Below are 25,903 nucleotides of genomic sequence, written 5' to 3'. Positions count from 1 at the left end.
GCCTGCTTGCACAAAAAGAGAGCGTGACACCAGCCGCGATCGAGGCTGGATCAGGGCTCGGCCAGCAAGACTTGGCCACTCATCCCGGCAAGCAGTTCGGGAAAATGCCCCCCGATGGCCCCGGTCACCTTGACCGTCTGGCTCACGGGGTCGATGCGCGCCCCGGTCCGCACCAGCTTGACCGGGTAGGTCTTGCCGGTTTCCTCGAGGACCACCTGAAAGGCGGTGCCGGGCTTGAGCCAAGCCAGCCACTTCGAGGGCACCACCACCTCCAACTCCAGCACCGAGTCATCCAGAATGTCGAGCAGGGCTTGGCCGGGTTGGACAAATTGCTGGGCACGCACCTTTTGTTCCACCACCCGACCATCGAAGGGCGCCTCGATCTGGCACTTGCCCACGGCGGCCGAGGTCGCGGCGATGCGGGCCCGGGCCTTATCCGCCTCGGCCAGGGCGAGGTCGTTCTCCAGTTTGCCGATGGTCTTGAGCTCCAGGAGCCGTCGGTTGACGGCCACGGTCTTTTCCGCCGCCGATAGGGCCGCGCGGGCCTCGTCCCGCTGGGCCTTCTGCATCGAGCAGTCAAAGCCGACGAGGACCTGCCCCTTGGTGAAGCGGTCGCCGTCGCGCACCGTGAGCCGGTCCACCTTGGCGCCGATCTCGGCGGCCAAGGTGGTGAAATCACGCGGGCTCAACTGGGCGCGCAGATCCAGGCCGGTCTGGGCGCCGGCCGGGGCGACCCCCAGGGCCAGCACCAGCGCGACCCCGGCGCGAGACCCCCTCATGGCTGCTGTGCGGCGAGGACCGCCCCTGGCGCCCCGCTCGGGCTGGCCTGCGGACCGGCGGACTCGGGAGGCAGGGGATCCTCGCCCAGGGTTGACAGGATCTTGGCGTAAGCCTGCTCCATCTGGGCATAGCCCTGGAACCGGCGGACCTGCGAGGTGATGCTCGACGCCTGTGCCGCCACGCGCTCCAGCACGCCTTGGGCATTGCTCGCGCTGCGGGCCTCCGACAGCTCGGCCAAGCGCCGATCCACCGACCACAAGGCGTCGGACTGGCGGAACTGGGTCACGGCGTTGCGGAACTGGCGCTCGGCCACGTGCACCTGGGCCAAAACGGCCATCCGCAGGGCCAGACGCCGGGCCTCGGCGACTTTTTCGTTGGTGTCGGCCAGCTTCAGCGTGGTGGGCGCCGCCACCAAGTTCATCAGGCTCCAAGACAGCTTGGCCCCGGCGCTGAACCACTGCTGATCGACCAGGAAGCTGTTGCTGTCGTACTGTGGTCCTGCTGTCAGACTGACACCGGGCAGCAGCTTCAAGATCGCCTTACGGGTTTCCTCGACGGCGATGCGCGTCTGGTAGCCCTGCTCGCGCAGATCGGGGTTGTTGTTAAAGGCCAGATCCTCCATGCGCTCCAGGGGCATGTCCCAGATCCGCACCGCCAGATCCGCGGGCACCACCACGCGGATGTCCTGACTTGGCGGCAGGTTGACCAGGGCGGCCAGCTCCAGGGGGGCGGTGGAGAGGTCTTGTTGCAAGAGGGTCAACTGGCGCAAGGTTTCCAGAAGCGACTTTTGGTAGCGCAGCGCCTCGGCCGGAGCCCTCAGGTTTTCTCGTTCCACGATGCGCGAGCGCTCCAGGGCGGCCTGGGCCTCCTGCATGGTGCGATCCACGTCGCCTTTCAGGGTTTGGTAGGCCGCCGTGCGCCAAAAGGCCGTGCGCACTTCCTGGACCAGGGTGTGCACCGCCTTGCGCCGCCGCTCTTGAGCGATCAGGGCTCGGTTGGCGTTTTGGTGAGCGGTGTAATAGGACACGCCGAAGTCAAGAATGTTCCAGGACATGGTCAGATCGGAGGTGAACACCTCGCGGTCTTGGGAGTAGGTCGGATTGATGTTGGGGTTGGTGATGCCGGTCACGAGATCACGCGAGCGCGTTGCGTAGTACTCGGATCGGTAAGTGTACCCCGCGTTGGCGGCCAGCTTGGGCAGCATCTCGAACGCATCGACCTCGGTCTGACCCAGGGCCAACGCCTCCTCCATCATCTTGGAGCGCTTGTCCAGGTTATGGGCCAAGGCGCGGGCCATCGCCTCGTCCAGCGTCATTGGCCCGGCCAGCGGCGCGGTATCCTTGAACAGTGCCAGCCGGTCGTCGAGCGCCTGCTGGGCCAGATCGCTCGCCGTGAACGGCTCGGGCTGGACGGCGCAAGCCGACAGCAGCGCCAGGAAGGAGACACTCAGCCCCAGACGCATCTTCATGGAAACCCCCATTTTCATCCCCCTCGTCACACCCCAACCCGGTCAGCGACCGCCCCGAACTGGGCCCGCATCTGGGCGGCTCGCCCCTCTGGGCTCATGCGCTGAAACTGCGCCGTCAGACTGGCCCGTCCCGGCATCAGGGCGTGGCGCACCGCCCCGCCGCCGAGATCCCCGCGCTGCTCGCCCGGCGCCAGACCGGTTCCCTTGCCAACGACAATCTTGAACGTCTGGACCGCCTCACGACCGGCGCTATCGCGGGCCGTGATCTTAACCACCACCTCACCGCTAAACCCTGCCGGCGGCGTGCCCCGGAAGGTCCCGGTCTCGGCATCAAAGCTGATCCACGCTGGTAAGGCCTCGCCGTCAGCCCGGGTCGCGTCCAAGGTGACCGCAGCGCTGGCTTGGGTATCAACGAAGGCCGTTGAGGGCACCTTGACCTCGAAACGCTCGCCCAGGGCCAAGCCCACGTCGGCGATCGGATCGTTGGAGACCAAGCTGTCGGGTTGGCCGGCGGCCCGGGTTCCAACCAGCACCGGGAAGCTGCCCCTAGTGGCGGCGGTCAGCCCCGAACTGCCAAGGTCCACCCGCCCGCCGAACGACGCGGCCCCCCCCTGCCCGGCCAAAGACGACGTCCCCGTCCTCGACTCCGCCGAGGAGGATCCAAGGCCCCACCCCTGCCCTGGGCTGGAGGCGCCGGCCCCAACCATCGTCACCAAGGAAACCGGGGCGAGTCCGCTCGCCGAGGTCACCAAAGCGCCGCCCGAATCGGTCCCTCCGGCCCGCACGACGGTGCGCAAGGAGTCGGCACTCCCCTCGGCAAACGCCGTGGCCGTAGAGCGCGTATCCCGCGCGTCGCTTTCAAGGGTCGGGGTCGTCGATGCGACGGAATCGCGGGGAGTGGTCGCAGGCAGCGAGGCCACCAACGACACCGCCAGCGTCGCCGCCGGGCCGGTGTTCCCGGCCGTGTCGGTTGCCTGGGCCACGAGGCTGTGCTCGCCAAACGCCAAGGTCCCGCTCCAGGTCCAACGCCCGGTGGCGTCCACCGTCACCGTTCCCAAGGTCGTGCCGCCCTCGCTCAGGATCAGCGTGCTGTTGGGCTCGCCGCTCCCGGAGACCGTCACCTCCTGACTGCCCGCCGTGAGGGTGGCCCTCAGGGTCGGCGCGGCGGGCGCGCTGGTGTCCAGGGTATAGGCCAGGGTGAACACGCTTCCCGTCCCCTGGGCATTGCTGACCCGGGCCAAGACCACCCCGGCGTCGGTCAACGTGGCCTCGACCGACCACGCACTCGCCCCCACCCCGGCGGTTGCGGTTTTCCAGGTCGCCCCGTTATCGAGGGATACCTCGACCGTTTCGCCGGTCGCGAGAGGCGCGCTCAAGGTGCCGCTCAGGGTCTGGGCGGTGGTCTTGGTGAGGCCGTCGCTGGCGCTGGTCCCGGTATCGGCCGACAAGGCGGCGGCGGTGATGGCGGTGGTCGGCGCGCTGACCACGCTCAGGGTCAGGGTCTTGGTGACGCTGTTCCCGGCCCGGTCGGTTGCCGTCACCTCAACGCTGTAGGTCCCCACCGCCAAGCCCCCGGTCTGGGCAATCACCAGGGTTTGCCCGACCACGCTGAACTTGCCCCGATCGGCCCCTCCGGTGATTGCGTAGGTCCAGGCGTCGGTAAAACCGGCGATCGCCGTGGCATCGGTCGCGTTCAAGGCGCTGAATGTCGCGCCGGCTGCGGCAGCGCTCTGCCCCAGCGTGGCACGCGCCACCGTCATATCGCTGGGCGCGGTGCGATCAATGACGATCTCGCGGGTCGCGGCGCTCGACACGTTGCCCGCCGCATCGGTGGCGGTGACGCTCACGGTGTAGCGACCGTCCCGGGCATAGGCGTGGGCACCACTGGCGCTGCCGTGGGCCGTGCCATCGCCGTAGTCAATATCAAGGGTGGCTCCGGCTTCGGCGCTCACCGTCACGCTGTGGGTCGGCGTGTTGCTCACCGCCGGCCCGGCCAATGTCAGATCCGGCTGGGCCGGGGCGCTGGTATCGACGACATAGGCCTGCGAGAAGGCCGGGCCGGTCCCCTCGGCATTCTTGACCCGGGCCTGGAAGGTGCCGCTGCCGCTCAGAGTGGCGCCGACACTCCACCGGGTCCGATCGGCGCTCATGGTCGCCGCGCTCCAGGTCTGGCCGTTGTCGAAGGACACCTCGACGCTTTCCTCACTGGCCAGCGCCGCGCTCAGGGTGCCGCTCACGCTTTGGGCCGCCGTGTTGGTGATCCAGTCGCTGGCGCTGGTCCCGGTATCGGCCGACAAGGTGGCGCTGGGGATGGTGGTGGTCGGCCCGCTGACCACGCTCAGGGTCAGGGTCTTGGTGACGCTGTTCCCGGCCCGGTCGGTTGCCGTCACCTCAACGCTGTAGCTCCCCACCGCCAAGCCCCCGGTCTGGGCAATCACCAGGGTTTGCCCGACCACGCTGAACTTGCCCCGATCGGCCCCTCCGGTGATCGCGTAGGTCCAGGCGTCGGTAAAACCGGCGATCGCCGTGGCATCGGTCGCGTTCAAGGCGCTGAATGTCGCGCCGGCTGCGGCAGCGCTCTGCCCCAGCGTGGCACGCGCCACCGTCATGTCGCTGGGCGCGGTGCGATCAATGACGATCTCGCGGGTCGCGGCGCTCGACACGTTGCCCGCCGCATCGGTGGCGGTGACGCTCACGGTGTAGCGACCGTCCCGGGCATAGGCGTGGGCACCACTGGCGCTGCCGTGAGCCGTGCCATCGCCGTAGTCAATATCAAGGGTGGCTCCGGCTTCGGCGTTCACCGTCACGCTGTGGGTCGGCGTGTTGCTCACCGCCGGCCCGGCCAACGTCAGATCCGGCTGGGCCGGGGCGCTGGTATCGACGACATAGGCCTGCGAGAAGGCCGGGCCGGTCCCCTCGGCATTCTTGACCCGGGCCTGGAAGGTGCCGCTGCCGCTCAGAGTGGCGCCGACACTCCACCGGGTCCGATCGGCGCTCATGGTCGCCGCGCTCCAGGTCTGGCCGTTGTCGAAGGACACCTCGACGCTTTCCTCACTGGCCAGGGCCGCGCTCAGGGTGCCGCTCACGCTTTGGGCCGCCGTGTTGGTGATCCAGTCGCTGGCGCTGGTCCCGGTATCGGCCGACAAGGTGGCGCTGGGGATGGTGGTGGTCGGCACGCCAAAGACGGTGAGGGTCAAGGTCTTGCTGAAGGTGTTCCCGGCCCGGTCGGTCGCCGTCACCTCGACGCTGTAGGTCCCCACCGCCAGCCCCCCGGGCTGGGCGATGACAAGGCTCTCATCGGACACACGGAACTTGTCCCGATCAGCCCCCCCGGTCACGGTAAATCGAGACCTCTCTCTAAAGCCGGGAATCGCCGTGGCATCGGTCGCGTTCAAGAGGGCGAACGTCTTGCCGGCCCCGGCATTGCTTTGCCCCAGCGTGGAGCGGGACGGCGTGATGTCGCTCGGCGCCGTGCGGTCGATGACAATTTCGCTCGTCGCCACACTCGACACGTTGCCCGCCGCATCGGTGGCGGTGACGCTCACGGTGTAGCGACCATCCTGGGCATAGACGTGGGAGCCGCTGGCGCTGCCGTGGGACGTGCCATCGCCGTAGTCAATATCAAGGGTGGTTCCGGCTTCGGCGTTCACCGTCACGCTCTGGGTCAGGACGTTGCTGGTCTCCTCCAGCGTCACCTCGGGCTGGGCCGGGGCGCTGGCATCAACGACATAGGCCTGCGAAAAGGCCGGGCCGCCACCATCGCTGTTTTTGACCCGAGCCTGGAAGGTACCACTGCCGCTCAGGGTGGCTCCGACACTCCACCGGGTCCGATCGGCGCTCACGGTCGCCGCACTCCAGGTCTGGCCGTTGTCGAAGGACACCTCGACGCTTTCCTCACTGGACAGGGCCGCGCTCAGGGTACCGCTCACGCTTTGGGCCGCCGTGTTGGTAATCCAGTCGCTGGCGCTGCTCCCCGTATCGGCCGACAAGGTGGCGCTGGGGATGGTGGTGGTCGGCAGCGAGGCGGTGACCCCCAAGGTCAAGAGGGTGGCAAAGGTGTTGCCGGCGGTATCGGTCACCGTCACCTCGACCTGATACGAGCCGGTCGCCAGGGCTTGGCTGACCACCAGCGCGTTGCCCGAGAGACTGAACTTGGCTTGGTCAGCCCCTCCGGTGATCGTATAGGTCCAGGCGTCGGTAAAGCCAGCGATCGCCGTGGCATCGGTGGCGCTGAGGGTGGCGAAAGTCGCCCCCACGCTGGCGCTGGCCCGTGGCACCGAGGAAACGCTGGGCGTGATGGCGGTCGGCGCGGTGCGGTCGATGACCAGCACCCGCGTGGTGGGGCTGGAGACATTACCGGCGGCATCGGTGGCGGTGACAGTAACGGTGTAGCGGCCGTCCTGGGCATAGGTGTGAAGGCCGCCGGCGCTGCCATGGGGCGTGCCGTCGCCGTAGTCGATGTTAAAAGTCACCCCGGCGTCGCCGTTCACCGTGAGAGTCTGGCCCGGAGTCCCGGTCACGCCATCGCTGGCACTGGCCCCGGTGTCGCTGCCCAGGGTCAGGCTGGGCGCGGCGGGCGCGGTGGTATCAAGGACATAGGCCTGGGACACCGGGGTACCGACCCCATAGGGATCGCTGATGCGAGCCTGGAAGGTGCCGCTGCCACTCAGTGTTCCCGTGGTGGACCACGTGGTTGCGCCGGTGCTGTAGGTGGTGGCATCGGCCCAGGTGACGCCGTTGTCAAAGGACACCTCGACCTTTTCCCCGGCCTTCAAGCTCCGCGAGAGGGTCCCGCTCAGGGTCTGGGCGGCCGTGTTGGTCAGCCAGTCGCTGCTGCTGCTTCCGGTGTCGGCGGACAAGGTGGCGGTGGCCACGCTGGTGGCGGGTCGGCTGGTGCGCGTGACGGTGATGAAGGTGTCGGTGGCGTTGTTGTTGACGATCAGGTCGGCCACCGTCAAACCGGCGAAGCCCGAGAGGGTCACGGTCAGGTCGGCGCCGCCGACACCATCGGTGTCGATGGCCAAAAGGGCGTCGGCGCCGCTGGTGGACACGCTCATGCGGCCGACCGGCACCACCGCCCCCGTCACCACCAAGGCATCGCGCCGCGAGAGGTCGGTGATGGTATCGCCGTCGCCGATATGGAACCGATCGTCACCGATCCCGCCGGTCAGGAGGTCGGCGCCGCCCCCCCCGATCAAGGTATCGTCGCCGGCCCCGGCGCTCAGGGTGTCGTCGCCATCGCCGCCATCAATCTTGCTGTTGCCGGCACCCGTGTCGGTAAAGCTGTCGTTCCCCCCAAAGAAGTAATACCGCAAAATGTTGCCGTTATTATTCACCGGATCACTAGAGACAACCGACACCGTTTCGGGATTGACAGCGGTACCGTTGTCGTCGCTGTCGTAAATGGCCCAATATGTTTGGGAAGAGTTATTGTTTGTAAACGTGTGCGCCCCGGTCTTCCCATACGATTCGACAAAAATGCCCACCGCCGTATTGCCGAGATTGTTGTCGTGAACGTTGAGGCTTGACGTCATTTCATACAAGCTCACCGCCACGGTGGCGCCGTTTTCGTCGGACACCCCCCCTTCCGCGCTGAAGGTATTGTTCGCCACCTCGCTGACCCCGGCTTGACGCAGCATGATGCCGGACGAGCCATAGACCGGGTTGTTGGATCCGAGGCCGCTGATGGTGTTGCCGGTAATGGTCGCGGTGGTACCGGTGCGGGCGCCGGCCGAGCCGATCTGCATGCCGTTTTGCACCGACACGCCCAAGGCGCCCATGGCGGTGATGGTATTGTTCAAGATGTTGACATGCAGCATCGGCCCCCAGGCGATGATGCCGGTCTTTTGGTAGGTATTGATGGTCGAATTTTGAATAGTGACCGTCGCCCGGCTGCTCAGGGCGCTACTGCCCTCAACGAGAAAACCATAGTTCTCGCTGTTGCCCGAGTATTCGCCGGTTGTTGAATCGGGGGTAACGGCAATACGCTTGACCGTGACATTGTCGATCAGCGCATTGGTATCGAACACCCCAATGCCGATCATGTCCTTGTTGCCGTTAAACGCATCGTCCACGGCCTGGAACCGGCCATCAATGGTCAGGTTGCGCACCGTCACCGTGCCCTGCCCGGCCACCGTGGTGCGCAAATCCAGAATTGGCATGCGCCAGCGACCATTGTTGGTGAGCTGATCTTGCGGTGACTTGACGAGATTGGCGGTGTCGGGCGCCTCCAAGGTCACGGCACCCTGGGCCCCGTTGACGGCATCGATGGTCACGCCCGTGGTCGCCACGAACTGCCCCTGATAGGTGCCGTCCTGGATCAAGAGGGTGTCGCCATCCACCGCCCGGGCCAGGGCCTCGGCCAGATTGAAGCCGTCAGCCGCATCACCGTCGGTGTCATAAGCGGTTTGGTCCACATAAAACGTGGAACTGGTTACCGTGGCGTCGGCGTGGGTGGTCACACTGCCGTTGTTGAGGGAGAAGCGCACGGTGGCGGTACCATAGGGGGTGGCGTTGCTGTAGCCGACGGCCCGCAAGACCGCCGTCACCGCCGCATCATTGGCGGCAGCGCTAAACGTGATGCTAAGACGGCCGCTGGCGCTGGTGTAGGTCCAACTGGCAACCTGAGTGCCACCCACACTCAAGGTTCCATCGGTCACGTCCTGACCGCGGGTGATCGTGCGGTTGGCCGTGACTCCGCTGGTAAAGGAAAAGACGTCGTTGGGCGTGCCATCCGCGGTGCCGGTGCTGCTCACCCGCTGCACCGTCAACACGTCCCCGGCCCAACTTCCGCCGCTGTCGCCCAGCGTGGCCGTGGCGGTGGCAAGACCGCTCCCGGCGTCGGCCAGGGCGCGGGTGGTGCCCACCCCGGCCGCCGCCCCGTTAAGGTCAAGACCGTTGACGATCGACAGGGTCAGGGTTTTGGCAACGCTGTTGCCGGCGCGATCGGTCGCTGTCACCTCGACACCATAGGTCCCCACGGCCAGCCCCCCGGCCTGGGCCACGGTCAACGCTGTGCCCGAGGTGCTGAACTTGGCCTGATCGGCCCCCCGGTCACGGTGTAGGTCCAGGCATCGGTATAGTCCGAGATCGCGGTGGCGTCGGTGGCACGCAAGGTGGCCAGCGTGGCTCCCTGAGCGGCCCCATCCAAGGAAATGACCGTCTGGCTGGGGGTGATGTCGGTGGGCGCGCTGCGGTCAACGACGACGATCAGAGTTCCGCCTTCGGACGTGTTGCCGGCCACATCGGTAGCCGAAACCCAAATCGTATATTTGCCATCGCTGGTGAAGGTGTGGCTGCCCGATCCGCTGCCCGTCGTGTTGTCGCCATAGTTGACATAGAAGGCCGCCCCGGCCTCCGCCGTCACGGTGACGGTCTGGGTCGCCGTTTTGGTGATGCCATCGCTGGTGTTGGCACCGGTATCGGCGCTGATCGCCACCGAGGGGGCGGCGGGGGCCGTGGTGTCCAGGATATAGGCCTGGCTCAAGGCGGTGCCGCTGGCCGAGCCATCACTGACCCGCCCCTGAAAGGTGTTGCTCCCCGACAAGGTGGCGGTGGTGGACCACGCGGTGGAGCCCACGCTGTACGAGGAGGCATCGGCCCAGGTAGCGCCGTTATCCAGCGACACCTCGACCTTTTCGCCCGCCCCCAACGCCGCGCTCAAGGTGCCGGAGATGGTCTGGTCGGCGGTCTTGGTGATCCAGTCGGTCGAACTGCTGCCGGTATCGGCCGACAGCGCGGCCGAGGTCACCGTGGTCGTGGGGCCGACCGGCAACAGGCCTTGGTAGTCGGCGGGCGCCACACTGCGGGTCTCGATCCCCCCGTTCTCGACCTCCAAGATCCAGTTGCCCGATGCAGCCGCCGGGCCGGTGATATCCCGCGATGCTGCCACGTCTGCCCCCGTTATCCGGGCGAGCGCTGCCACAAAGTCCTGGCCGGCCTTGCCCTGGGCGACATCGCAGCCATAGAGCAACAGATCACCTTCGACGGAGAGGGCTTGGCCAATCTGGGTCAACTCGGCTTGGATGTCGGGGGTAGCCAGGGAGACCAGGGACACGGTCTCGGTTCCCAAACGGATCTCGGCCTCGCTCCCGTGGGAGAGAATGTGCACGGCGTCATAGCCGCTGTTGTCGCGGGCCCACTGGGCGATCTGGGCCAGCCCCTCTTGCCCGCTGTCGATTTCGACGATCGCCACCCCCTCGGGCAGACCGGCCTCCAGGGTCTTAAAGTCGGCCAGCGAGGTATCGATGAAGGCGGCTTCCTTTTTGCCGCCGTTCTTGTCCGGCTGGGCGTCGCGCACGGTCACCGGGGCGGGGACGTCGGCGGATGCCGTGTGGGCGCTGGCGTCAACGGCATGGGCCGCCTCGCCGGCCGCCGCTCCGTCGAACATCAAGCGGGGCTCAAGGGCCATGATCAACGGCGCCCCACCCTTCTGGCCGGACCTCTCTTTGGACATGGCGCTCATCCCTGATCTCCGAAAAAGCATCGCTTTAGCAACGAGCTTTCAAACGAGGCAGGACGACGGCAACGTCTAAAGCCGAGTAGGCGAGGAAAGATACCCCCAGGTTGAGAATCAAAAAAACTGAGCGCGCAAAAAGGCAAACCCCCCTAAATCCCGGCCGCGGGAGGGACGACGTCGCCAATCTCTCCCGTTTAAAAAGGCAACCCTATGATTTATAGGATATTTTTCCGAAGCCGGATCGGTTATGCCGAAAAAATCACGGAGAAAGGGGCAATAACGGCGTCAAATACAGGCGCATTTCCTCTGGATCAACCGGCTTGGCGAGGAAAGGCAGCCCGCTGTCGGCAATTTTATACATGCGTTCTGCCGTAGACTCGCCCGAAACAATCAGAACAGAAATCAAAGGCCATCGTTCCCGCAGGAGGCGCGCCAGATCCACCCCATCCAAGGGCCCAGGCAGAAGAAAGTCCACAATAGCCACCCGGGGCTCGATCCCCCCTTCGGCCAAAAGACGCAAGGCCGCCTCGCCTCCCTCCACCCCCACGGGCAGACAATGCCAGCGGCGCAAGACAGCCTGGGTCGCCTTGAGCACAGCCTCGTCATCCTCCACCACCAAAACGGTGGGGGGCTTGTGCGGGCTGACTTCCCCCGGATCGCGAACGGGATAGCTTCGCGAGGCCACCAGCACATGGCCGCGATCATCGACCAGGGCCAGGGGCAAGGCGGCGTGGCGAACAAAATCCCACACGCCGGCCAGCACGCGCCCCTTCTCCTCCCCCAGCAACAAGGTCAAACGCCGACGGATCTCCTCGTTTGGCTTGTCGGCTCCCCGCTCCCAGCGCGAGACACTCTTTTGGCTCACGCCAAGAAATGTCGCCAAGTCGCTCTGCGTGAGATCGTTTTCCTGCCTGAAGCGGCGAATCAACGACGGCCAGTCGCGATGGGTCATGCCTGCCCCCGCCCCACGGGAACACGAAGGGCAAACAAGGTGCCCCGACCGGGCTGGGAGTGCACCAGCACCGGATGCCCCAAGAGATCGGCCAAGCGGCGCACGATGGTAAGACCCATCCCCCCGCCAGCAGGGAGCGCCGGACCCTCCTCGTCGAACACATCGGCAAGAAGGCGGGAATCAATGCCGGGGCCGTCGTCGCAGACTTGAATCTCCAAAAAGGCGCCGCGCCGCCGGCAGCCCACGAGCACAACGCCCCCCCGTGCTGCGGCCAGGGCATTGGCCATCAGATTCGCCAAGATCCGCTTGAGGATCACCGGGTCCGTCCGCACCACGGCCGAGCTTGCCACCACCGTCAACCGTCCCCCGCTGACCCGGGCCTCGGGAGCGAAGCGGGCCTCCAGTTCTTCGAGCACGGGTCCCAGGGAAACGTCCTGCCACGTGGGAACAATCAAGCCGGCATCCATCTTAGAAAGATCAAGCAAGGCGTGCAAACTGTCTGCCAGATACCCGGTGGCCCGCCTCATCTGCGTCAGAAGATCGCGTTGCTCCAACTCCGGGGCCTGTTCGGCGGCGGCAAGCAACAGCCGCAAGGTGTGGACAGGCTGGCGTAGGTCGTGGCTGACCGCTGCGATAAAGCGAGATTTGGCCAGTGAGGCGGCCTCGGCCTGATCGCGGGCGTCGCGCAGCGCCAGGGTCTGCTCGGCGATGGTCTCGCGCAGCCGCCGCTCGTCTTGCTCGGAACAAATCATCAAGAAGGCGATCGACATCGAGAGCATGAAAACACCGATCGCAAGGTAATAAATAGCCAAAAACCCCATGGCATCCAGATAGGATTCCAACGCCGCATCACTGGAGAGAACATTCCAGATGCGCAAAATCAGCACCAAAGAGAAACAGAAAAAGATCCCCATCAACAAAAAATGGACGGGGCGCCTCCCGGTCTTGCAACTGGCCGCGTAAATGACCGCAGCCGCGTGCAGAAAAAACGGAATCCGTAACGCCGAGATGACAATGATCCGCGCGGCGGTTCCCCCGCCCCCCTCCATGAACGACAGCGCCAGTCCCAAGAGCACCGCCACCATGCCCGCGCCATACGACAAGGGGTGGACCGTGCGGCCGGCGTACAGGCAAGCCCCGGCGTGGGCACACAGCGCCGAGCCCATGACCAGAGCGTTGCCCGTCACCAGACACAGCGGGGTCGTCGGCCAAAAGACGATACACAACAGCCCCAGGCCATACAGCGCCGCCGACCCGGAAAAGCACACCCGGGTCAGCCGGGCACCGCGCCCGGTGGCGATAAAGGCCGTCGCCGCCGCTAGGGCCAAGGACAAAACCGAGGTTGTAAACGCGAGAGTACCGACATCAAGCCGCATGGATCGCTCACGCACCGCTTCCGGCGCCCTCCCCGGAGGGCTCGGAAGCGGCCCCCCCCTGAAAGTACCGCCATGAAAGTGCCAATACCAACCTGAGTTCGCGCCTGGCAAGTCCCTTCCCGATTTATACCCGTAAAGCGGTTACAACGCCACCGTCACAAGCTCCGCCCCATACCGCAGCCGGGCCGGGCGGCGGGCCGCCGTAAAGGCCGCCAGGGCGCGCAGCCGCGCCGGATCGGGCGCATGATCCGCAGCCCGCTCCAGACGCGCCCACACGGCGGCAAACGCGGTCTCGATGGTCAACTGCATGAAGGCGTCGGCGGCCGGGGCGGGATCGGGCCGCGCCAAAAGTTGCTGTCGCGCCTCCTGCCAGACGGCCAAAGCATCAAGAGCGCCACTGTCGCCGACAAACCGGGCAAAGGCCTCGGCGGCGGCCCCCTCGGCGTGGCGCAAAAGTCGGGTGACAAGAGAGAGCGCGTGAATGCCGTTGGCGCCCTCGTAAATCGCCGTCACCCGCGCGTCGCGCCACACCTGCTCCACCCGATACTCCCGCAAATAGCCATAGCCGCCCAACACCTGAATCGCCAGGGACGCCGCCTCGATCCCGGCCTCGGTGCAGGCCACCTTGCACACCGGGGTCAGGAAATCGACCAAAGGCGCGGTTTGCGGACAGTCCAAGGCCCCCAGGGCCACATGGCACAGGGCCCGTCCGCCCAGGGCCAGGGCCTCGGCCGTGTCGAGCATCCGGCGCACGTCGGGATGCCCGGCCAGGGGACGGCCGCCCTGGATCCGCGTCGCGGCGTAGGTCGTGGCGATGTGGCTGGCCCGCGTCGCGTGGGCCACGCCTTGCAAGGCAACGTCGAGACGGGCGTGGTTCATCAGGGTGAACATGGCCCGCAGCCCCTCCCCCTCCGGCCCAAGAAGCTCGGCGGTAGCGCTCTCGAACAGCATCTGACAGGTGGGCGAACCATGCAGCCCCATTTTTTCTTCGAGCCGCGTCACCTGAACGGGCAGGCGCTGCCCCGCCTCATCGTGGGAAGGCACCAAAAACAGGCTCAGGCCCCGGGTGCCGCTGCCCGCCGGCCCGGTGCGCGCCAGCACCAAATGAAGGATGCGCTCCGTCAGGTCCTGGTCTGCGCCCGAGATGAAAATCTTCTCCCCCGAGATCCGCCACGGCGCGGCCCCGGTTTCGGCCTCGGCTCGGGTGCGCACCCCCGACAGGTCCGACCCCGCCCCAGGCTCGGTCAAGGCCATGGTGGCCAACCATTCCCCGGACGCCAGACGCGGTAACCAGCGCTCTTGTTGGTCCAAGGTGCCAAAGCGTTCCAAGGTACGCGCCGCCCCGGGCACCAGCCCGGCCACCATCTGCAAGGCGTGGCAGGCGCCGGCAAAGATCTCGGTCACCGCCCCTTGCAGCGGCGGCGCCAAGCCCTGCCCCCCGTGCCGCTCGGGCAGCGAGAGGGCCGGCCAGCCCTGCTCGGCATAGGCACGGTAGGCGGTTCGCATCGCCGGGGGCAACCGCACCCGCCCACCCTCCAGGCAACAGCCCTCATGGTCGGCGGCCAGGTCAGCGGGCGCGATGACCTCCTCGGCCAGCCGGGCAAAGGGATCGAGGACCGCCCGGGCCAGCTCTGGGTCCCACTCCGACTGGGGACCCGCGGTGGCGGCGGTCTCGAGGCTGAACAAAATCCAGTCCGTGGGCGCGGCAAAGGGAATCATGGGTCCTCCCTGAGGTTCTTTTTTTGATGAGGGGCCTTGTTGGAAGCGCCGGGCTGCCGCCAGCGTGGGATCGTGGGGCTGGCGGCACCGTGGCCTGCCTCAGGCCGGCACCACCTCACGGCGATGGCGGGCAATGAGCATCAAGGTGGTGCCACCCGCGCACAGGATGATGGGCACCAAGGCGACCATGACATCGGCCGGGCTGCTGCCGCCGGCCACCAGCACCCCGGCCAGCAAGGGGCCGGCGATCGAGCCCAGCCGCCCCATGGCCACCGCCACCCCGACCCCGGTGCCTCGGCTGCTGAAGGGATAGCACTGGGGAGCCATGCCATAGAGCACGGCCTGGACGCACAAGATGGTGCCGCCCACCAAGCCGCCGCCAAGAAGCATCCAGCCCAGGGAGGGTGGCAGGAAGGCGATCATCAACAAGGCGATGGCGGTGGCGGCAAAGCCCAGGCCAACCGGGATCAGGGGATGACGCCGATCCAAGAGCCGCCCGCCCACCAGACTGCCGATCACGCCGCCAATGTTAAAGACAACCTGAACCCAGGAGGCATCGGCGCGGGTCAGGCCATGAGCAACCAGAAGCTGCGGCAACCAGTTCAGCAGGAGATAGACGACGAGCAACCCGAGGAAGAACGAAACCCACAGGGCCAGACTGGCGAACAAGACCGGGGGCGCCACGATATCCTTCAAGGAGTCCCCCATGCCACGGCGCACCGCCGTGGTTCCACGCAGCGCAGGCAGGCCCAGATACACCACCGGCGCCAGCAACAAGGGCAACACGCCGCCAACCATAAAGATAAAGGACCAACTGGTGCCCTGAAGTCCGCTCAGAACCGTAAGCCCAGCCAAGGCGCCGCCTAAGGGAACGCCGGCATACATGAGGGCCACGGCCCGGGCCCGCCGCGCCGGCCCCGCCGCTTCGTCGGCGATGTTGACCAGATTGGGCAAGGCTCCCCCCAGCCCCACCCCGGTCAGGAAGCGCATGATCAGCAGTTGGTCGAAACTGGCGGCCAGAGCGGTCGCCAGGGAAAAAAGGCCAAAGGTCACGAGCGAAAGGACAAGGCCGGCCCGCCGCCCCCAGGCGTCGGCGATCCGGCCACCGGCCAAGGCGCCAACGATCAGGCCCACGGTGGCCGCCGAGAAAAAGAGACCAATCTGGTTTGGCGTCAGGCTAAACACCGGCACCAGCTTGGGCGCGGCCACGCCGGCGGATTGAAGATCAAAGCCCTCGATCACGGCGGCCAAAAAGACGAGCAGCAAGGCCCGCCCGCTGGTCGCGGGGGTGGTGTCAACACGTGTCATGGTTTCCTCCCAGACGCCGGGGGGCAAGACCCCGGGATCGGCCTTTGTGGCCGTTTTTTTTATTGCCAAATCTTCGCCAGAAGCCGGCGAAGCTCGTGACGCTCCTCCACGCTCAGGTGTTGGAGCAGAACCTCTTCATGCTGCGCCACCCGCTCGATCCCCTGAGCGGCGACGTCCTGGCCGTGGCGGGTTGGGAACAGCCGTTGAATGCGGTTGTCGCGGCTGTCGGCCTCGCGCAGGAACAGCCCGCGCTCCTCCAGCTCGGCCAGGATGGAAACAATGTTGGCCCGCTGCATCCCCAGGACCCGACAGATCTCGGCCGCGCTGATCCCGGGCCTTTCCACGATGCACGACAGCACACTGAAGGGCACCGGCCGGCTGCGCACCGCTTCCAAGGCGGCACTGGCCCCTTGGAGATCGACAATCGACGCCCGACGCAGGTGGTAGCCCACCAAGTCGTCCAATCCCGGAAGCGCTGGGGTCGCGGTGGTTTTCTCGGCTTTCGGAGCCATGGCCTCTCTCACGCATTGTTCCTCTTGCCAACACGATAATGCTATGGCACATAACAGTCAACCCGCTATGAGATATAGCGGTTAATCCCGGGCCCCAGGCCCGTAACAAAATTTTGGAACAGGGAGTTAGGCATGAGCCAGGACCTCGAGACCGTTGCCTGCCACGTCGCTGACGGCATTGCCTGGGTGCGCTTCAACCGCCCCGACAAGCGTAACGCCATGAGCCCCGCCCTGAACCGCACCATGATGGAGGTTCTCGACAGCTTGGAGTTTCGCGACGACGTGGGGGTGTTGGTCCTGAGCGGCGAGGGCACGGCCTGGAGTGCCGGCATGGATCTCAAGGAATACTTCCGCGAGACCGAGACCCAGGGCCTGGGCGGCGTCCGTCGCGCGCAGCGCGAGGCCTACGGGTGGTGGCGCCGCCTGCGCTGGTACCAAAAGCCGACCATCGCCATGGTCAATGGCTGGTGCTTCGGCGGCGGGTACGGCCCGTTGTTTGCGTGCGACCTCGCCTTTGCCGCCGACGAGGCCATGTTCGGGTTGTCGGAGATCAATTGGGGCATCCTGCCCGGGGGCGGCGCCACCAAGGTGGCGGTGGAATTGATGCCGTTTCGCAAGGCCATGTATCACGCCCTGATGGGCGAGCCGATCGACGGCAAGACCGCCGCCGAGTGGGGCTTGGTCAACGAAAGCCTGCCGCTTGCCGCCTTGGAAGAGCGGGTGCGCACCGTGGCCCACACCCTGCTGGGCAAGAACCCGGTGGCGCTCAAGGCGACCAAGGATGCGGTGCGCCGTGTCGCCCTCATGCCCTACGACGAGGCCGAGGATTATCTGGTGCGGGCCCAGGAGGCGGCGAATTCCTTCGATAGTCAGGGACGTCAGGAAGGGATTCGTCAGTTTATCGACGAGAAGTCCTATAAGCCCGGCTTGGGGGCCTATGACAAGGATCGGGTGGCCGGCTGATTTTCCGGGGAAAGATAGGGGACAAGAAAAAACAAGGCTGGGGAGGCGGGCCTCCCCAGACCCCTCGGTCCTTTAAGGATAACAACAAAAAGAGTGGGAGGAGAACGATGCTGGAAGGTGTTTTCGCCGATCCCGTGGCGCTGCATGCTGGGTTGCGGCCCGAGGCCGAGGTGTGCCGGGATCTGGTCAGCGGCCGGTCTTGGACCTATCGCCAGTTCGACCAGGACATTCAGCGGGCTGTTGCGGTGTTGCAAAGCGAGGGGATCGGGGCGGGGGATCGCGTGGCGGTGCTGGCGCGCAACAGCGTCTCCCAGGTGATCGTGCAGCAAGCGGTCATGCGTTTGGGGGCGATCTTTGTGCCCCTCAATTGGCGTCTGTCGCCGCCGGAGTTGGCCCGATTGTTGGCCGACTGCACGCCCCGGCTGCTTTACACCGACGATCCCTTGCCGGCCATGCCGCCGGGCTGCCGAGCGGTCAGCCTGGATGCCTTGGCAAAAAACCTGGACAGCCAAACGCCGGCGCCTCGTCCGCCGACGCCCTCCGGGCTGGATCCGTGCATCATCCTCTATACCTCGGGAACCTCGGGGGTGCCCAAGGGGGTGCTCCTCACCCGGCAATTCCTGATGGCAACGGCCGTCAACTTTTCGGTGCTGGGCGAGGTGGACACCGGCGACACCTTTTTATGCGATAGCCCGATGTTTCACGTCATCGGCATTGTCACTCAGATCTGGCCGCCCTTGCTGCGCGGCGGGCGGTTTTTGGTCTCGCCGGGCTTCGAGGCGGAAAAGACCAACGAGCGCCTGGGCGATGCCCGCTTGGGGATTACCCACTACTTCTGTGTGCCGCAAATGGCCGAGGCGTTGCGCCATGCCCCCAACTTTGCCCCCCAGCACTGGACCCGGCTCAAGGCCTTGTTCACCGGTGGGGCGCCCAATCCCCCGGCCCATATCCGCTGGTGGCTTGACCAGGGGGTGTTGATGGTCGATGGCTACGGCATGACCGAGACCGGCACCACCTTGGGCATGCCCTTGTCGCGCCCCTTGCTGCGCGACAAAGCCGGCGCGGTGGGGCTGGCCGGTCCCTTGACCAGCGTGCGCTTGGTCGATCCCGCCGACCGTGACGTGCCCGATGGCACGCCGGGCGAACTCCTGGTGCGCGGCCCCAACGTCACCCCGGGGTACTGGAACCGTCCCGAGGAGCGCACCCGCTGTTTTACCGACGACGGCTGGATCCGCACCGGCGATATCGGCCGACGCGATGGCGATGGCTTTATTGCCATCGTGGACCGCTGCAAGGACATGTTCATCTCGGGCGGCGAGAACGTCTCCCCCGTTGAGGTCGAGGCGGCCCTGATCGAGCATCCGGGCGTGCGCGAGGTGGCGGTCATCGGCATGGCGGATCCCCAGTGGGGCGAAGTCGGCTGCGCGTTCGTCGTCGAGGCCCCGGGCTGGACCCTGGACCCCGAAATACTCACCCAACACTGCCAAGCCTCCCTGGCCCGCTACAAAATTCCCAAAGTCTTCCATGTGGTCGAGGCCCTGCCCCGCACCGGGTCGGGCAAGGTACAAAAACACCTGCTCCGCCGCCAAGCCACCACCGCCCCCGCCCTGACCTGACCCCCTCCCCCCAATCATCCCCATGAACGGAGGGGTCTGGGGAGGCCCGCCTCCCCAGCCTTGCCTTTCCCCTTACCGCCGCCCCGTCCGCCACGCCAGAACGCCCAAGCCCACCGCCATCAACAGCGCCCCCCCATCGACAGCCAGGGCAGCCGGGCTGACATGCCCCCACCACCCCAACGCGGGCACCAGCCTCCCCACCAGCGAGGTCAAAGGCAACGCCGCCGCCAAAACAGCGCCCAGCCCCAGCAAATGACCACAGGCCCGCTCGGCGCCCCGCCAAAACGCCCAGGCCACGCCCCCAAAAAACACCGCGTAATAAACACGCGCATGCCAGAGGGCGAGATCCTCCCCCCCCCCTGCAACCACTTCGCCGCGCCCATGGTCGCGGCAATCCCGCACAGGCAGCCCAGGCAAACCCCCACGGTCAAATTGGCCAGGATCCGAACATCGCGCCCTTGCCTCTTGCGCCGCGCCTCAATCCACAAAAGATTGCCGCTATAAAACAACCACGCACCGGCCAGCCCCAAAACAAAGGTCATGACTTTAACCGGGGTCCCGCCATACGACCCAAAATGCAGGGCAAAAAAGCTGCTGATCGTGGTTTGGGCGGCGCTTTGGTGCCCGGGCAGATACTCGGTAGTCAGCACCGCGCCGCTATAGGGATTGAAGGCCACGAACCCGCCCAGGGCGCGCGAAGCGATGCCCTGCGGATCTTGCCCCCAGACCCGGACCACCGGCCGTGGCCCCGTCAGTCCCAGGTATTGCAAATGGGTCGGCTCAAACGAGGGCGACAGGCCCCGGGCCTGGGCCACCAGATCGGCCGGCGGATGCAACCGCGCCGGATCAAGGGGGCGGAGGTCGGAGAGCGGCGGGGCCGGCGGATGCCACAGGGCAGCCAAGCGGCCGTCGTGGATCAGGGCGTCTTGCAGGTCATAAATCTGGTCATGAAAGGCAAAAACCGTCGCCGTCAGGGCCATAACCAGATGAAACGGCAGGCTGAGAAGCCCAACAAGGTTATGGGAATCCCGCCAGAACCGGCGGATCGGCCCCTCGGGACGCAAGGCAAAAAGATCGCGCACCAGGGTCGGCAGAATCAAGATCACCCCCGAGAGGAGGGCCAAGGCATAGAGCCCGGCCACGACCCCCATGATCCAGCGGCTAAGGTCGGTATCCACGGGCAGGCCGACCACCCGGTGCAAGACATCAATGAACTCGGCCAGCTTGGACGGCGCGACCTCCTCAATCTTGAGCGAGCCGGCCTCGTCGAGATGCGCGACATAATGGCGTTGGCCCAGGGAGTCATGGGGCGGCTCGTCGCCCGGCGCGGCCCCGGGGGTCACCCGCCATTCCAGCGGCCCGGGCACCGCCTCCCCTTTGCCTAAATGGAGGGTGAACTCGGCGGCCGCAGCCGGCGCCGCCGCCAGGGTCCGAGCGACCAAGGAGGGCCCCTGCTCCAAAACCAAGGGCGGCCGCGCCGTGGGGGGCGAAGCCCAGCGCGTCAGCGGGTCCTTGAACACCGTGAGCGCGCCGGCAAAAAACGCAATAAAAAGGGCAAGGCCGGTCAAAATACCGGTCCAGGTGTGCACCGTGCGGTACGCCCGCACAATATCGAGAGCCATGGCGGGGGTCCTTCTCTTCAAGCAATCCGTCAGACGGTGCGCAGCAGGAAAGCGATGGCCCAGACCACCACGGTGGCCCCGCCCAGCCCCAGCCAAAGCCGGCCGGCCCGACGAAACGCCACGCTGGCCCCCAGCACACTCAACCAAACCGGCACAACCCCCCACATCCCCGCCTGCGCCGCCACCCCCAGGGGCAGAAACGACAGGAGGGAGACAAGAATGCTGCTCACGCCCAGGGCCAAGGCTAACCCCAGCCCCGTGCCGGCCAGGAGCTTGGAGCCCCAGTTCCAGGAGCGAGTCTGCGTCATGTCAGCGCCCTCCCCGCCCAAAGCGCAGCGCCGCCACGACGGGCCACACCATGAGAACCACCATGCCCCAGGTGACCAGGGTAAAGGCGGCGGCAACCCCCTGCATGCTCCCCCCCAAGACCAGGAACGCCAGCCCCCACAGCACCCCTCCCGCGACAAGAAAACGGCGAGGAGATCGCACGGAACCGAGCAAACGCTGAGAGGGAGACGCCAGATAAACCCCCAGCCCCCCCACCACCATCAACACCAAACTCACAGCCACCCCCAAAGAAAAGGCAAGCGACATGGCACACCCCCACGTCAACGAGAAGAGACAGAACAAAAATCCCGAGGGGTCTGGGGAGGCCCCGCCTCCCCAGCCTTCCTCTAACACTCTCTAGAACGTCCCCTTGATCCCAACACCAATCATGCGCGGCTCAATGGTGTTAGCGACGATCCCACCCGCCGTCCGGTCGTCGTACAAATAAGCCGGCGCCCGCTTGTCAAAAATGTTGTTGGCAAACACGTAGACTTGAAAATACTCGCGAGGCGCATAACTCAAGCGAGCATTAGCCACAGTGTAACCCTCGACGGCATAGGCCGAGATATTTTCATCGGTGGAGAAATACCCATCGGTGTGCCGGACCTCGCCACTCAAACGAACCTGGGGAAGAATGTCCCAGTCCGCCCCAAGACTCAGGGTGTAGCTTGGCGCCCGTCCGAATTCGTTGCCCTCATACGAGGTGCCATCGGCCCCGGTGAAAGAACCGATGTGGGTTTGCAGCAAACCCGCCCCGGCCCGCACGCGCACGGACTCCAGCATCTGGTAGTCCATGCCCAGTTCCAGCCCGTAGGACTGGGCTTGGTCGGCATTGACCACAACACTGCCGTACTGCACCCCGTTCAAGTAGTCGGGCAGCAGCCTTTGGGAATCGGCGTGGCGGCTATAAAAGAGATTGCCGTTGAGGGTCAGGCGGTCGTTGAGCAAGCGCGCGCGGGTGAAGAGTTCATAGTTCCAGACGCTTTCCGCCTCGAAGGTGATATAGCGCGCACTGGCAAAGCTGAGATTGACGCCGCCGGGATTGTACCCCCGATTGATCATGGCCCCGACCGTGACCTCCGGCGTCACGTCATACGCCAACGACACTTTCGGCAAAAACGCATCAAAGGACTCGTCATAGTCCAGGGCCTGACGGGCATAGCTCGACGTGCCGCTGCGCTCAACATGATCGCGCTGATACCGCAGCCCGCCGGTGAGCGTCCAGCGCTCGCCCAGACGATAAGAAACCTCGGAGAACAGCCCAAGATTTTGCTTTTCGTCGTCAAAACGCGTGGTGCCGCGAAGATAAAGCAAATCATCAGACACAGTGCGGGCTAGATAGAGGCCGGCCATGCCGCTCAAAGGAGACTGGGCGCTGCCGTAGTTGACCCGCAGTTCGTTCGAGATCGTGTTTTGATCGACCTTGGCGGTGCCGTTGCTCTCGGGCTCGGTTAGGCGCTTGACGCCGGTATCCGAATACTGGGTCTGATTGACCAGCTTCAGGCCATTTTCGAAATCATAGGTGACGTCTGCCACCCCGGTATGGGTGTGCTGTGCCCAACTCGGCATGGAGAGCGTGCTGTTGTCGAGATCGTCATACGGCGCCGAGGCGCTCTCCCAAGTCGGGCGGTTGGCACTGCCAAAGGAATAGGTGAGCTTGGTGGTCAGGCCCGGCAGGGCATCGGGAACCCACAAAAGCTTGCCGCGCGCGCTCAGGGATTGGAGGTCCTGATCCGTGTCGCCCTTGGCGAAGTTCTTGTTGACGTAATCGATGAAGGTATCGCGCCCCGAGTAGTCGATGGCCATGCGTCCGGCCAGTTGATCGCCCACCAGGGGACCGGACACGGCCAGTGAGGTCCGCCGTCGGGCATAGCTGCCGATTTCGGCCTGATAAGAGGCCTCGGGCTTGAAGGTCGGATCCTTGGTGTTGACGATGATCGCCCCGGCGATCGCGTTCGCCCCTTGGGAGGTGGTTTGCGGCCCGCGGAAGACCTCGATGCTCTCGACATCCCAAATGGACGTGGTCCCGAAGACATACTCGTAATAATTCTGGTAATGACCATCCAGGTTAATGGTCGCTCGCGGGATCGTGCCGCCAAAAAAGGCCGTCGAGCCAAAATTGGGTCCCTGGGTGTCCTGCCCTCGAATGATAGGCGCCCCCACCGTCCCCGTGTAGACCACATTGGGAACGTCGCTCAGGGCCTCGGCGACCGAAGAGGCGCCCTTGGCCTTTTCGCTCAGGTCCTTCGCTGGGAGGATGGCCACGGAGGAGGCGGTATCCTCAACCCCCCGCTCCATCTTTTCGCCACTCACCACCACCGCAGGAAGAGTCAGGACGCTTTCCTCTTGCCCATCCTCGGCCAAGGCAGGGGGCGCCAGACTGGCGGACAGCGTGACCAGACCGGTCCCGCAAAAACGCGTCAAATTCTTCCTGTATGGCCACATGACGGCTCCTCCGTTGCGATTGACAACGGCTTTCATTAGCGCGGCCCTTTTGCGGAATCCATCCCGCATTGTGGAATAGGGAATGGTTTGGGTGGGTTTCCGTCGATGATAAAAAGGAAGGCTGGGGAGGCTCGCCTCCCCAGACCCCTCCGATCCTGGGGATTCCCTCAACGCGAAGCACCAGCGGGAACGAGGGGTCTGGGGAGGCCCGCCTCCCCAGCCTTCCCTTCCTCCAAAATCAACAGGAAAGTTTTGCGCCATGTCCACCGCCTCGCCCCCAGGGGACCCCGAGGAACGACGCCCGGGGACCATCCAGTCGGTGTCAATCGCCGTGCGCTTCCTTACCGTGCTGGCCAATGCCGAGGAACCCCTGGCCCTGGGCGTGCTCGCGCGCCGCACCGACACGGGCGGCTCCACCGCGCACCGCTATATGCAAAGCTTGGTCAAGGAGGGGCTGGCCCGGCAGGACGCCCAAACCGGTCTTTACGACCTGGGGCCGTTGGCGCTCAGTGTCGGGATCGCCGCCCTCAAACGCACCGACGCGGTCGAGATCGCCGCCCGGCACATGAAGGCCCTGGCCAGCCAAATCGCGGCCAGTGGCGGGGTGGCGATCTGGACGGAACGTGGCCCCACCTTGGTGCGCTGGTATCGCAGCGCTTATTTTTCCATCAGCTCGCTGGCCCTGGGCGATATCTTGCCGCTCGACAACACGGCCTGTGGCTTGGTGTTCCAGGCGTTCTTGGACCCGCATCACGTCGAGGCGGCCCGCCAGCGCCAGCCCGACTCTTTCCGCGGCACGCCGCCCCCCGCCGAAGTCCTAGACCGCATCCGACGGGAGCGCCGGGCCGAACTGACGGGCCACCTGCTGCCGGAAATCACCGGGCAGGCCGTCCCCGTGTTCGATGCCCAGCACGAGTTGGTCTGCGTCATGACCACCGTGACCAACCTGGGGCAGGTCTCCAAGCCCGAGGACCGCGACGCCCTCACCCGGGCGGCTCTCGCCGTTGCCCAGGAAACGGGAGGCCAGGAAACGGGAGGCCAGGAAACGGGAGAGGAGAGGCGAGAAGACACCCAGCGGACATCATCGCCGTGACCCCGGCGAGGCTCCTTTTTTGCAAGGAAAGGAGCCTCGCCAGGGCTGGCAACCGCCCGTCTCTTTTACTGAAATGCCGGCCCCACCCCCTCGGGCAGGCGGGCCTCGGCCTGCCCCAGCGCGGTCAGAACCCGCCCCTCGGTCGCCGGGGTATTCAGGCACAGGAGCAACAGGCGGGCCAGTTCCCCCCGGGTAATCCAGCCGTGGCCTTGGGGATCGTCGTACAAGGCGCCCCGGCCATCGGCCGGCCCGTCGCGCAAGCCCCCGGGGCGCACCACCGTCAAGGCGAGCCCCGCCGCGCGGGCATAGGCTTCACCCCGCCCTTTTTCATCCAGCACCGGACCAATGGCGTCGATCAAGCGCGGCGAGGCATAGACGCGGCTCTCCCCGACCCCCAGCGACGTGACCAGCACCAGCCGCCGGGGTCCGGTCGCCGTCAGGGCATCAACCACATTGACCACGCCCTGGTGATCAGCGCTGGCCCCGAGCGGGCCGCCCCCCAGGGTACTGACCGCCCGGGCGTCGGGATGGGCCGCCACCACCGCCCGCACCCGGGCCGCGTCCAAGACATCGCCCTCCTCGACGACGCAGCCCAAAGCCTGCAACGACGCGGTGTCGGCCCCCGAGCGAGCCAGGGCGACGACCGCCAGACCGTGGGCACGGGCCAGCGCGGCCAAGGCCAAGCCGGTGCCCCGGGTGGCCCCGAACAGCAGCAGCGAGAACGCCTGATCATTCGCCATGGGGGCTCTCCGCCGCCGCCAGACGGGCTTTTAGGGCATTAAAGCGCGCCACTTGCTCGGCCTCCAAGCCGCCTTGCGCGGTGCGGCCGACGAAGATCTTGAAGAGCACCGCCCCCGACGCCGCAAAAAACCACACGGCATGGCTTTCGTGCCCCATGAAGGGGCGACTGACAAAACGCAGGGCGGCGCAGGCCTCGGGGCGCAGGTGGCCGCCCAGGGGTCCGGCGCCACGAAGGTTGTAATAGCCGTGCCCCAAGGTGCCGGCCGGCAGCGCTCCCTTGCACTCCAAGATCCCCGCTTCGGTGTGGGTCAGCAGCAAGATCTCGCCCCAGGAGGCGATGTCGCTCAGAACCTCCAGGAAATGGGCGCCGGACACCTCCAAACCGGTCTCGGGCGGCAGACAGGCGGCGGCCTCGCGCACACTCAGACCATGCTCGGCGGCCAGGGTTTCCAGCACCCCATCGGACGACGCGGCCAGACGGGCGCGCAAGGCGGTCTGGGGATCGGGGGACATCATGGTCATC

Annotated in this window: 18 protein-coding genes; 3 read left to right on the top strand and 15 right to left on the bottom strand. The window is 65.9% G+C overall.

Going from position 1 to position 25,903, the window contains the following annotated elements; translation table 11 throughout:
- Nucleotides 1-50: 50 nt before the first annotated feature.
- From RSPPHO_RS14100 to RSPPHO_RS14060, 9 genes are all read right to left on the bottom strand, one after another.
- Entirely contained in the window at nucleotides 51-779 is a 729-nt protein-coding gene (locus RSPPHO_RS14100) for an efflux RND transporter periplasmic adaptor subunit (RefSeq protein WP_041795647.1), read from the bottom strand.
- Nucleotides 776-2,248 (bottom strand): TolC family protein, encoded by a 1,473-nt coding sequence (locus RSPPHO_RS14095; protein WP_242390504.1) that lies wholly within the window; start codon nucleotides 2,246-2,248, stop codon nucleotides 776-778. The genes RSPPHO_RS14100 and RSPPHO_RS14095 overlap by 4 nt, the downstream gene beginning before the upstream one ends.
- Before the next feature lie 26 nt (nucleotides 2,249-2,274).
- Nucleotides 2,275-9,252 carry an Ig-like domain-containing protein gene (locus tag RSPPHO_RS14090; protein ID WP_242390707.1) on the bottom strand — a complete coding sequence of 2,326 codons (6,978 nt, stop codon included), beginning with the start codon at nucleotides 9,250-9,252 and terminating at the stop codon, nucleotides 2,275-2,277.
- A 2-nt stretch (nucleotides 9,253-9,254) separates the two neighbouring features.
- The gene (locus RSPPHO_RS14085; protein WP_162138097.1) at nucleotides 9,255-10,703 is read right to left on the bottom strand and encodes a DUF4347 domain-containing protein; all 1,449 of its coding nucleotides are present in this window, start codon (nucleotides 10,701-10,703) and stop codon (nucleotides 9,255-9,257) included.
- A gap of 262 nt (nucleotides 10,704-10,965) precedes the next feature.
- Complete coding sequence (locus RSPPHO_RS14080; RefSeq protein WP_014415879.1) at nucleotides 10,966-11,658, bottom strand: response regulator; 693 nt, start codon at nucleotides 11,656-11,658, stop codon at nucleotides 10,966-10,968.
- The gene (locus tag RSPPHO_RS18090) at nucleotides 11,655-13,049 is read right to left on the bottom strand and encodes a sensor histidine kinase (protein ID WP_157879253.1); all 1,395 of its coding nucleotides are present in this window, start codon (nucleotides 13,047-13,049) and stop codon (nucleotides 11,655-11,657) included. Before RSPPHO_RS18090 ends, RSPPHO_RS14080 begins: the two co-directional genes overlap by 4 nt.
- 126 nt (nucleotides 13,050-13,175) lie before the next feature.
- Nucleotides 13,176-14,753 carry an acyl-CoA dehydrogenase family protein gene (locus RSPPHO_RS14070; protein ID WP_014415877.1) on the bottom strand — a complete coding sequence of 526 codons (1,578 nt, stop codon included), beginning with the start codon at nucleotides 14,751-14,753 and terminating at the stop codon, nucleotides 13,176-13,178.
- A 99-nt stretch (nucleotides 14,754-14,852) separates the two neighbouring features.
- The gene (locus RSPPHO_RS14065) at nucleotides 14,853-16,061 is read right to left on the bottom strand and encodes an MFS transporter (protein WP_041795641.1); all 1,209 of its coding nucleotides are present in this window, start codon (nucleotides 16,059-16,061) and stop codon (nucleotides 14,853-14,855) included.
- A gap of 59 nt (nucleotides 16,062-16,120) precedes the next feature.
- On the bottom strand, nucleotides 16,121-16,573 hold the full coding sequence (locus RSPPHO_RS14060; RefSeq protein WP_051013901.1) for a MarR family winged helix-turn-helix transcriptional regulator: 453 nt from the start codon (nucleotides 16,571-16,573) through the stop codon (nucleotides 16,121-16,123).
- A 132-nt stretch (nucleotides 16,574-16,705) separates the two neighbouring features.
- On the opposite strand from RSPPHO_RS14060, the gene RSPPHO_RS14055 reads away from it, so the two are divergent.
- Together RSPPHO_RS14055 and RSPPHO_RS14050 are read left to right on the top strand one after the other, a co-directional pair.
- A complete protein-coding gene (locus RSPPHO_RS14055) occupies nucleotides 16,706-17,536 on the top strand; it encodes a p-hydroxycinnamoyl CoA hydratase/lyase (RefSeq protein ID WP_014415874.1) in 831 nt (276 codons plus the stop codon).
- A 107-nt stretch (nucleotides 17,537-17,643) separates the two neighbouring features.
- Nucleotides 17,644-19,152, top strand: coding sequence for an AMP-binding protein (locus RSPPHO_RS14050; RefSeq protein ID WP_014415873.1), 1,509 nt, complete (start codon nucleotides 17,644-17,646; stop codon nucleotides 19,150-19,152).
- A gap of 209 nt (nucleotides 19,153-19,361) precedes the next feature.
- Here RSPPHO_RS14050 and RSPPHO_RS14045 read toward each other — a convergent pair whose 3' ends face one another.
- The 4 genes from RSPPHO_RS14045 to RSPPHO_RS14035 all read right to left on the bottom strand — a co-directional run bounded on the left by RSPPHO_RS14045 (nucleotide 19,362) and on the right by RSPPHO_RS14035 (nucleotide 23,546).
- Entirely contained in the window at nucleotides 19,362-20,774 is a 1,413-nt protein-coding gene (locus tag RSPPHO_RS14045; protein ID WP_242390503.1) for a PepSY-associated TM helix domain-containing protein, read from the bottom strand.
- Nucleotides 20,775-20,803: 29 nt separating this feature from the next.
- Entirely contained in the window at nucleotides 20,804-21,082 is a 279-nt protein-coding gene (locus RSPPHO_RS18085) for a hypothetical protein (RefSeq protein ID WP_051013900.1), read from the bottom strand.
- Between the two features lies 1 nt (nucleotide 21,083).
- Nucleotides 21,084-21,368 (bottom strand): hypothetical protein, encoded by a 285-nt coding sequence (locus RSPPHO_RS14040; protein ID WP_041795638.1) that lies wholly within the window; start codon nucleotides 21,366-21,368, stop codon nucleotides 21,084-21,086.
- 90 nt (nucleotides 21,369-21,458) lie between these two features.
- Nucleotides 21,459-23,546, bottom strand: a complete 2,088-nt coding sequence (locus RSPPHO_RS14035; RefSeq protein ID WP_041797516.1) for a TonB-dependent receptor — start codon at nucleotides 23,544-23,546, stop codon at nucleotides 21,459-21,461.
- A gap of 259 nt (nucleotides 23,547-23,805) precedes the next feature.
- Here RSPPHO_RS14035 and RSPPHO_RS14030 point away from each other — a divergent pair, with 259 nt between their 5' ends.
- Entirely contained in the window at nucleotides 23,806-24,639 is an 834-nt protein-coding gene (locus RSPPHO_RS14030) for an IclR family transcriptional regulator (protein ID WP_014415867.1), read from the top strand.
- A gap of 65 nt (nucleotides 24,640-24,704) precedes the next feature.
- On the opposite strand, the gene RSPPHO_RS14025 is transcribed toward RSPPHO_RS14030, so the two are convergent.
- Both RSPPHO_RS14025 and hutX read right to left on the bottom strand, forming a co-directional pair.
- On the bottom strand, nucleotides 24,705-25,379 hold the full coding sequence (locus RSPPHO_RS14025) for an NAD(P)H-binding protein (RefSeq protein WP_014415866.1): 675 nt from the start codon (nucleotides 25,377-25,379) through the stop codon (nucleotides 24,705-24,707).
- The gene (gene hutX / locus RSPPHO_RS14020) at nucleotides 25,369-25,902 is read right to left on the bottom strand and encodes a heme utilization cystosolic carrier protein HutX (RefSeq protein WP_041795637.1); all 534 of its coding nucleotides are present in this window, start codon (nucleotides 25,900-25,902) and stop codon (nucleotides 25,369-25,371) included. Before hutX ends, RSPPHO_RS14025 begins: the two co-directional genes overlap by 11 nt.
- Nucleotide 25,903: the final 1 nt, after the last annotated feature.

The sequence above is a fragment of the Pararhodospirillum photometricum DSM 122 genome, from assembly GCF_000284415.1.
GTDB classification, from domain to species: Bacteria; Pseudomonadota; Alphaproteobacteria; order Rhodospirillales; family Rhodospirillaceae; genus Pararhodospirillum; species Pararhodospirillum photometricum.
The sequence above is the reverse complement of the archived record's forward strand: the minus strand, read 5'-3'. Positions and strand labels throughout refer to the sequence as shown.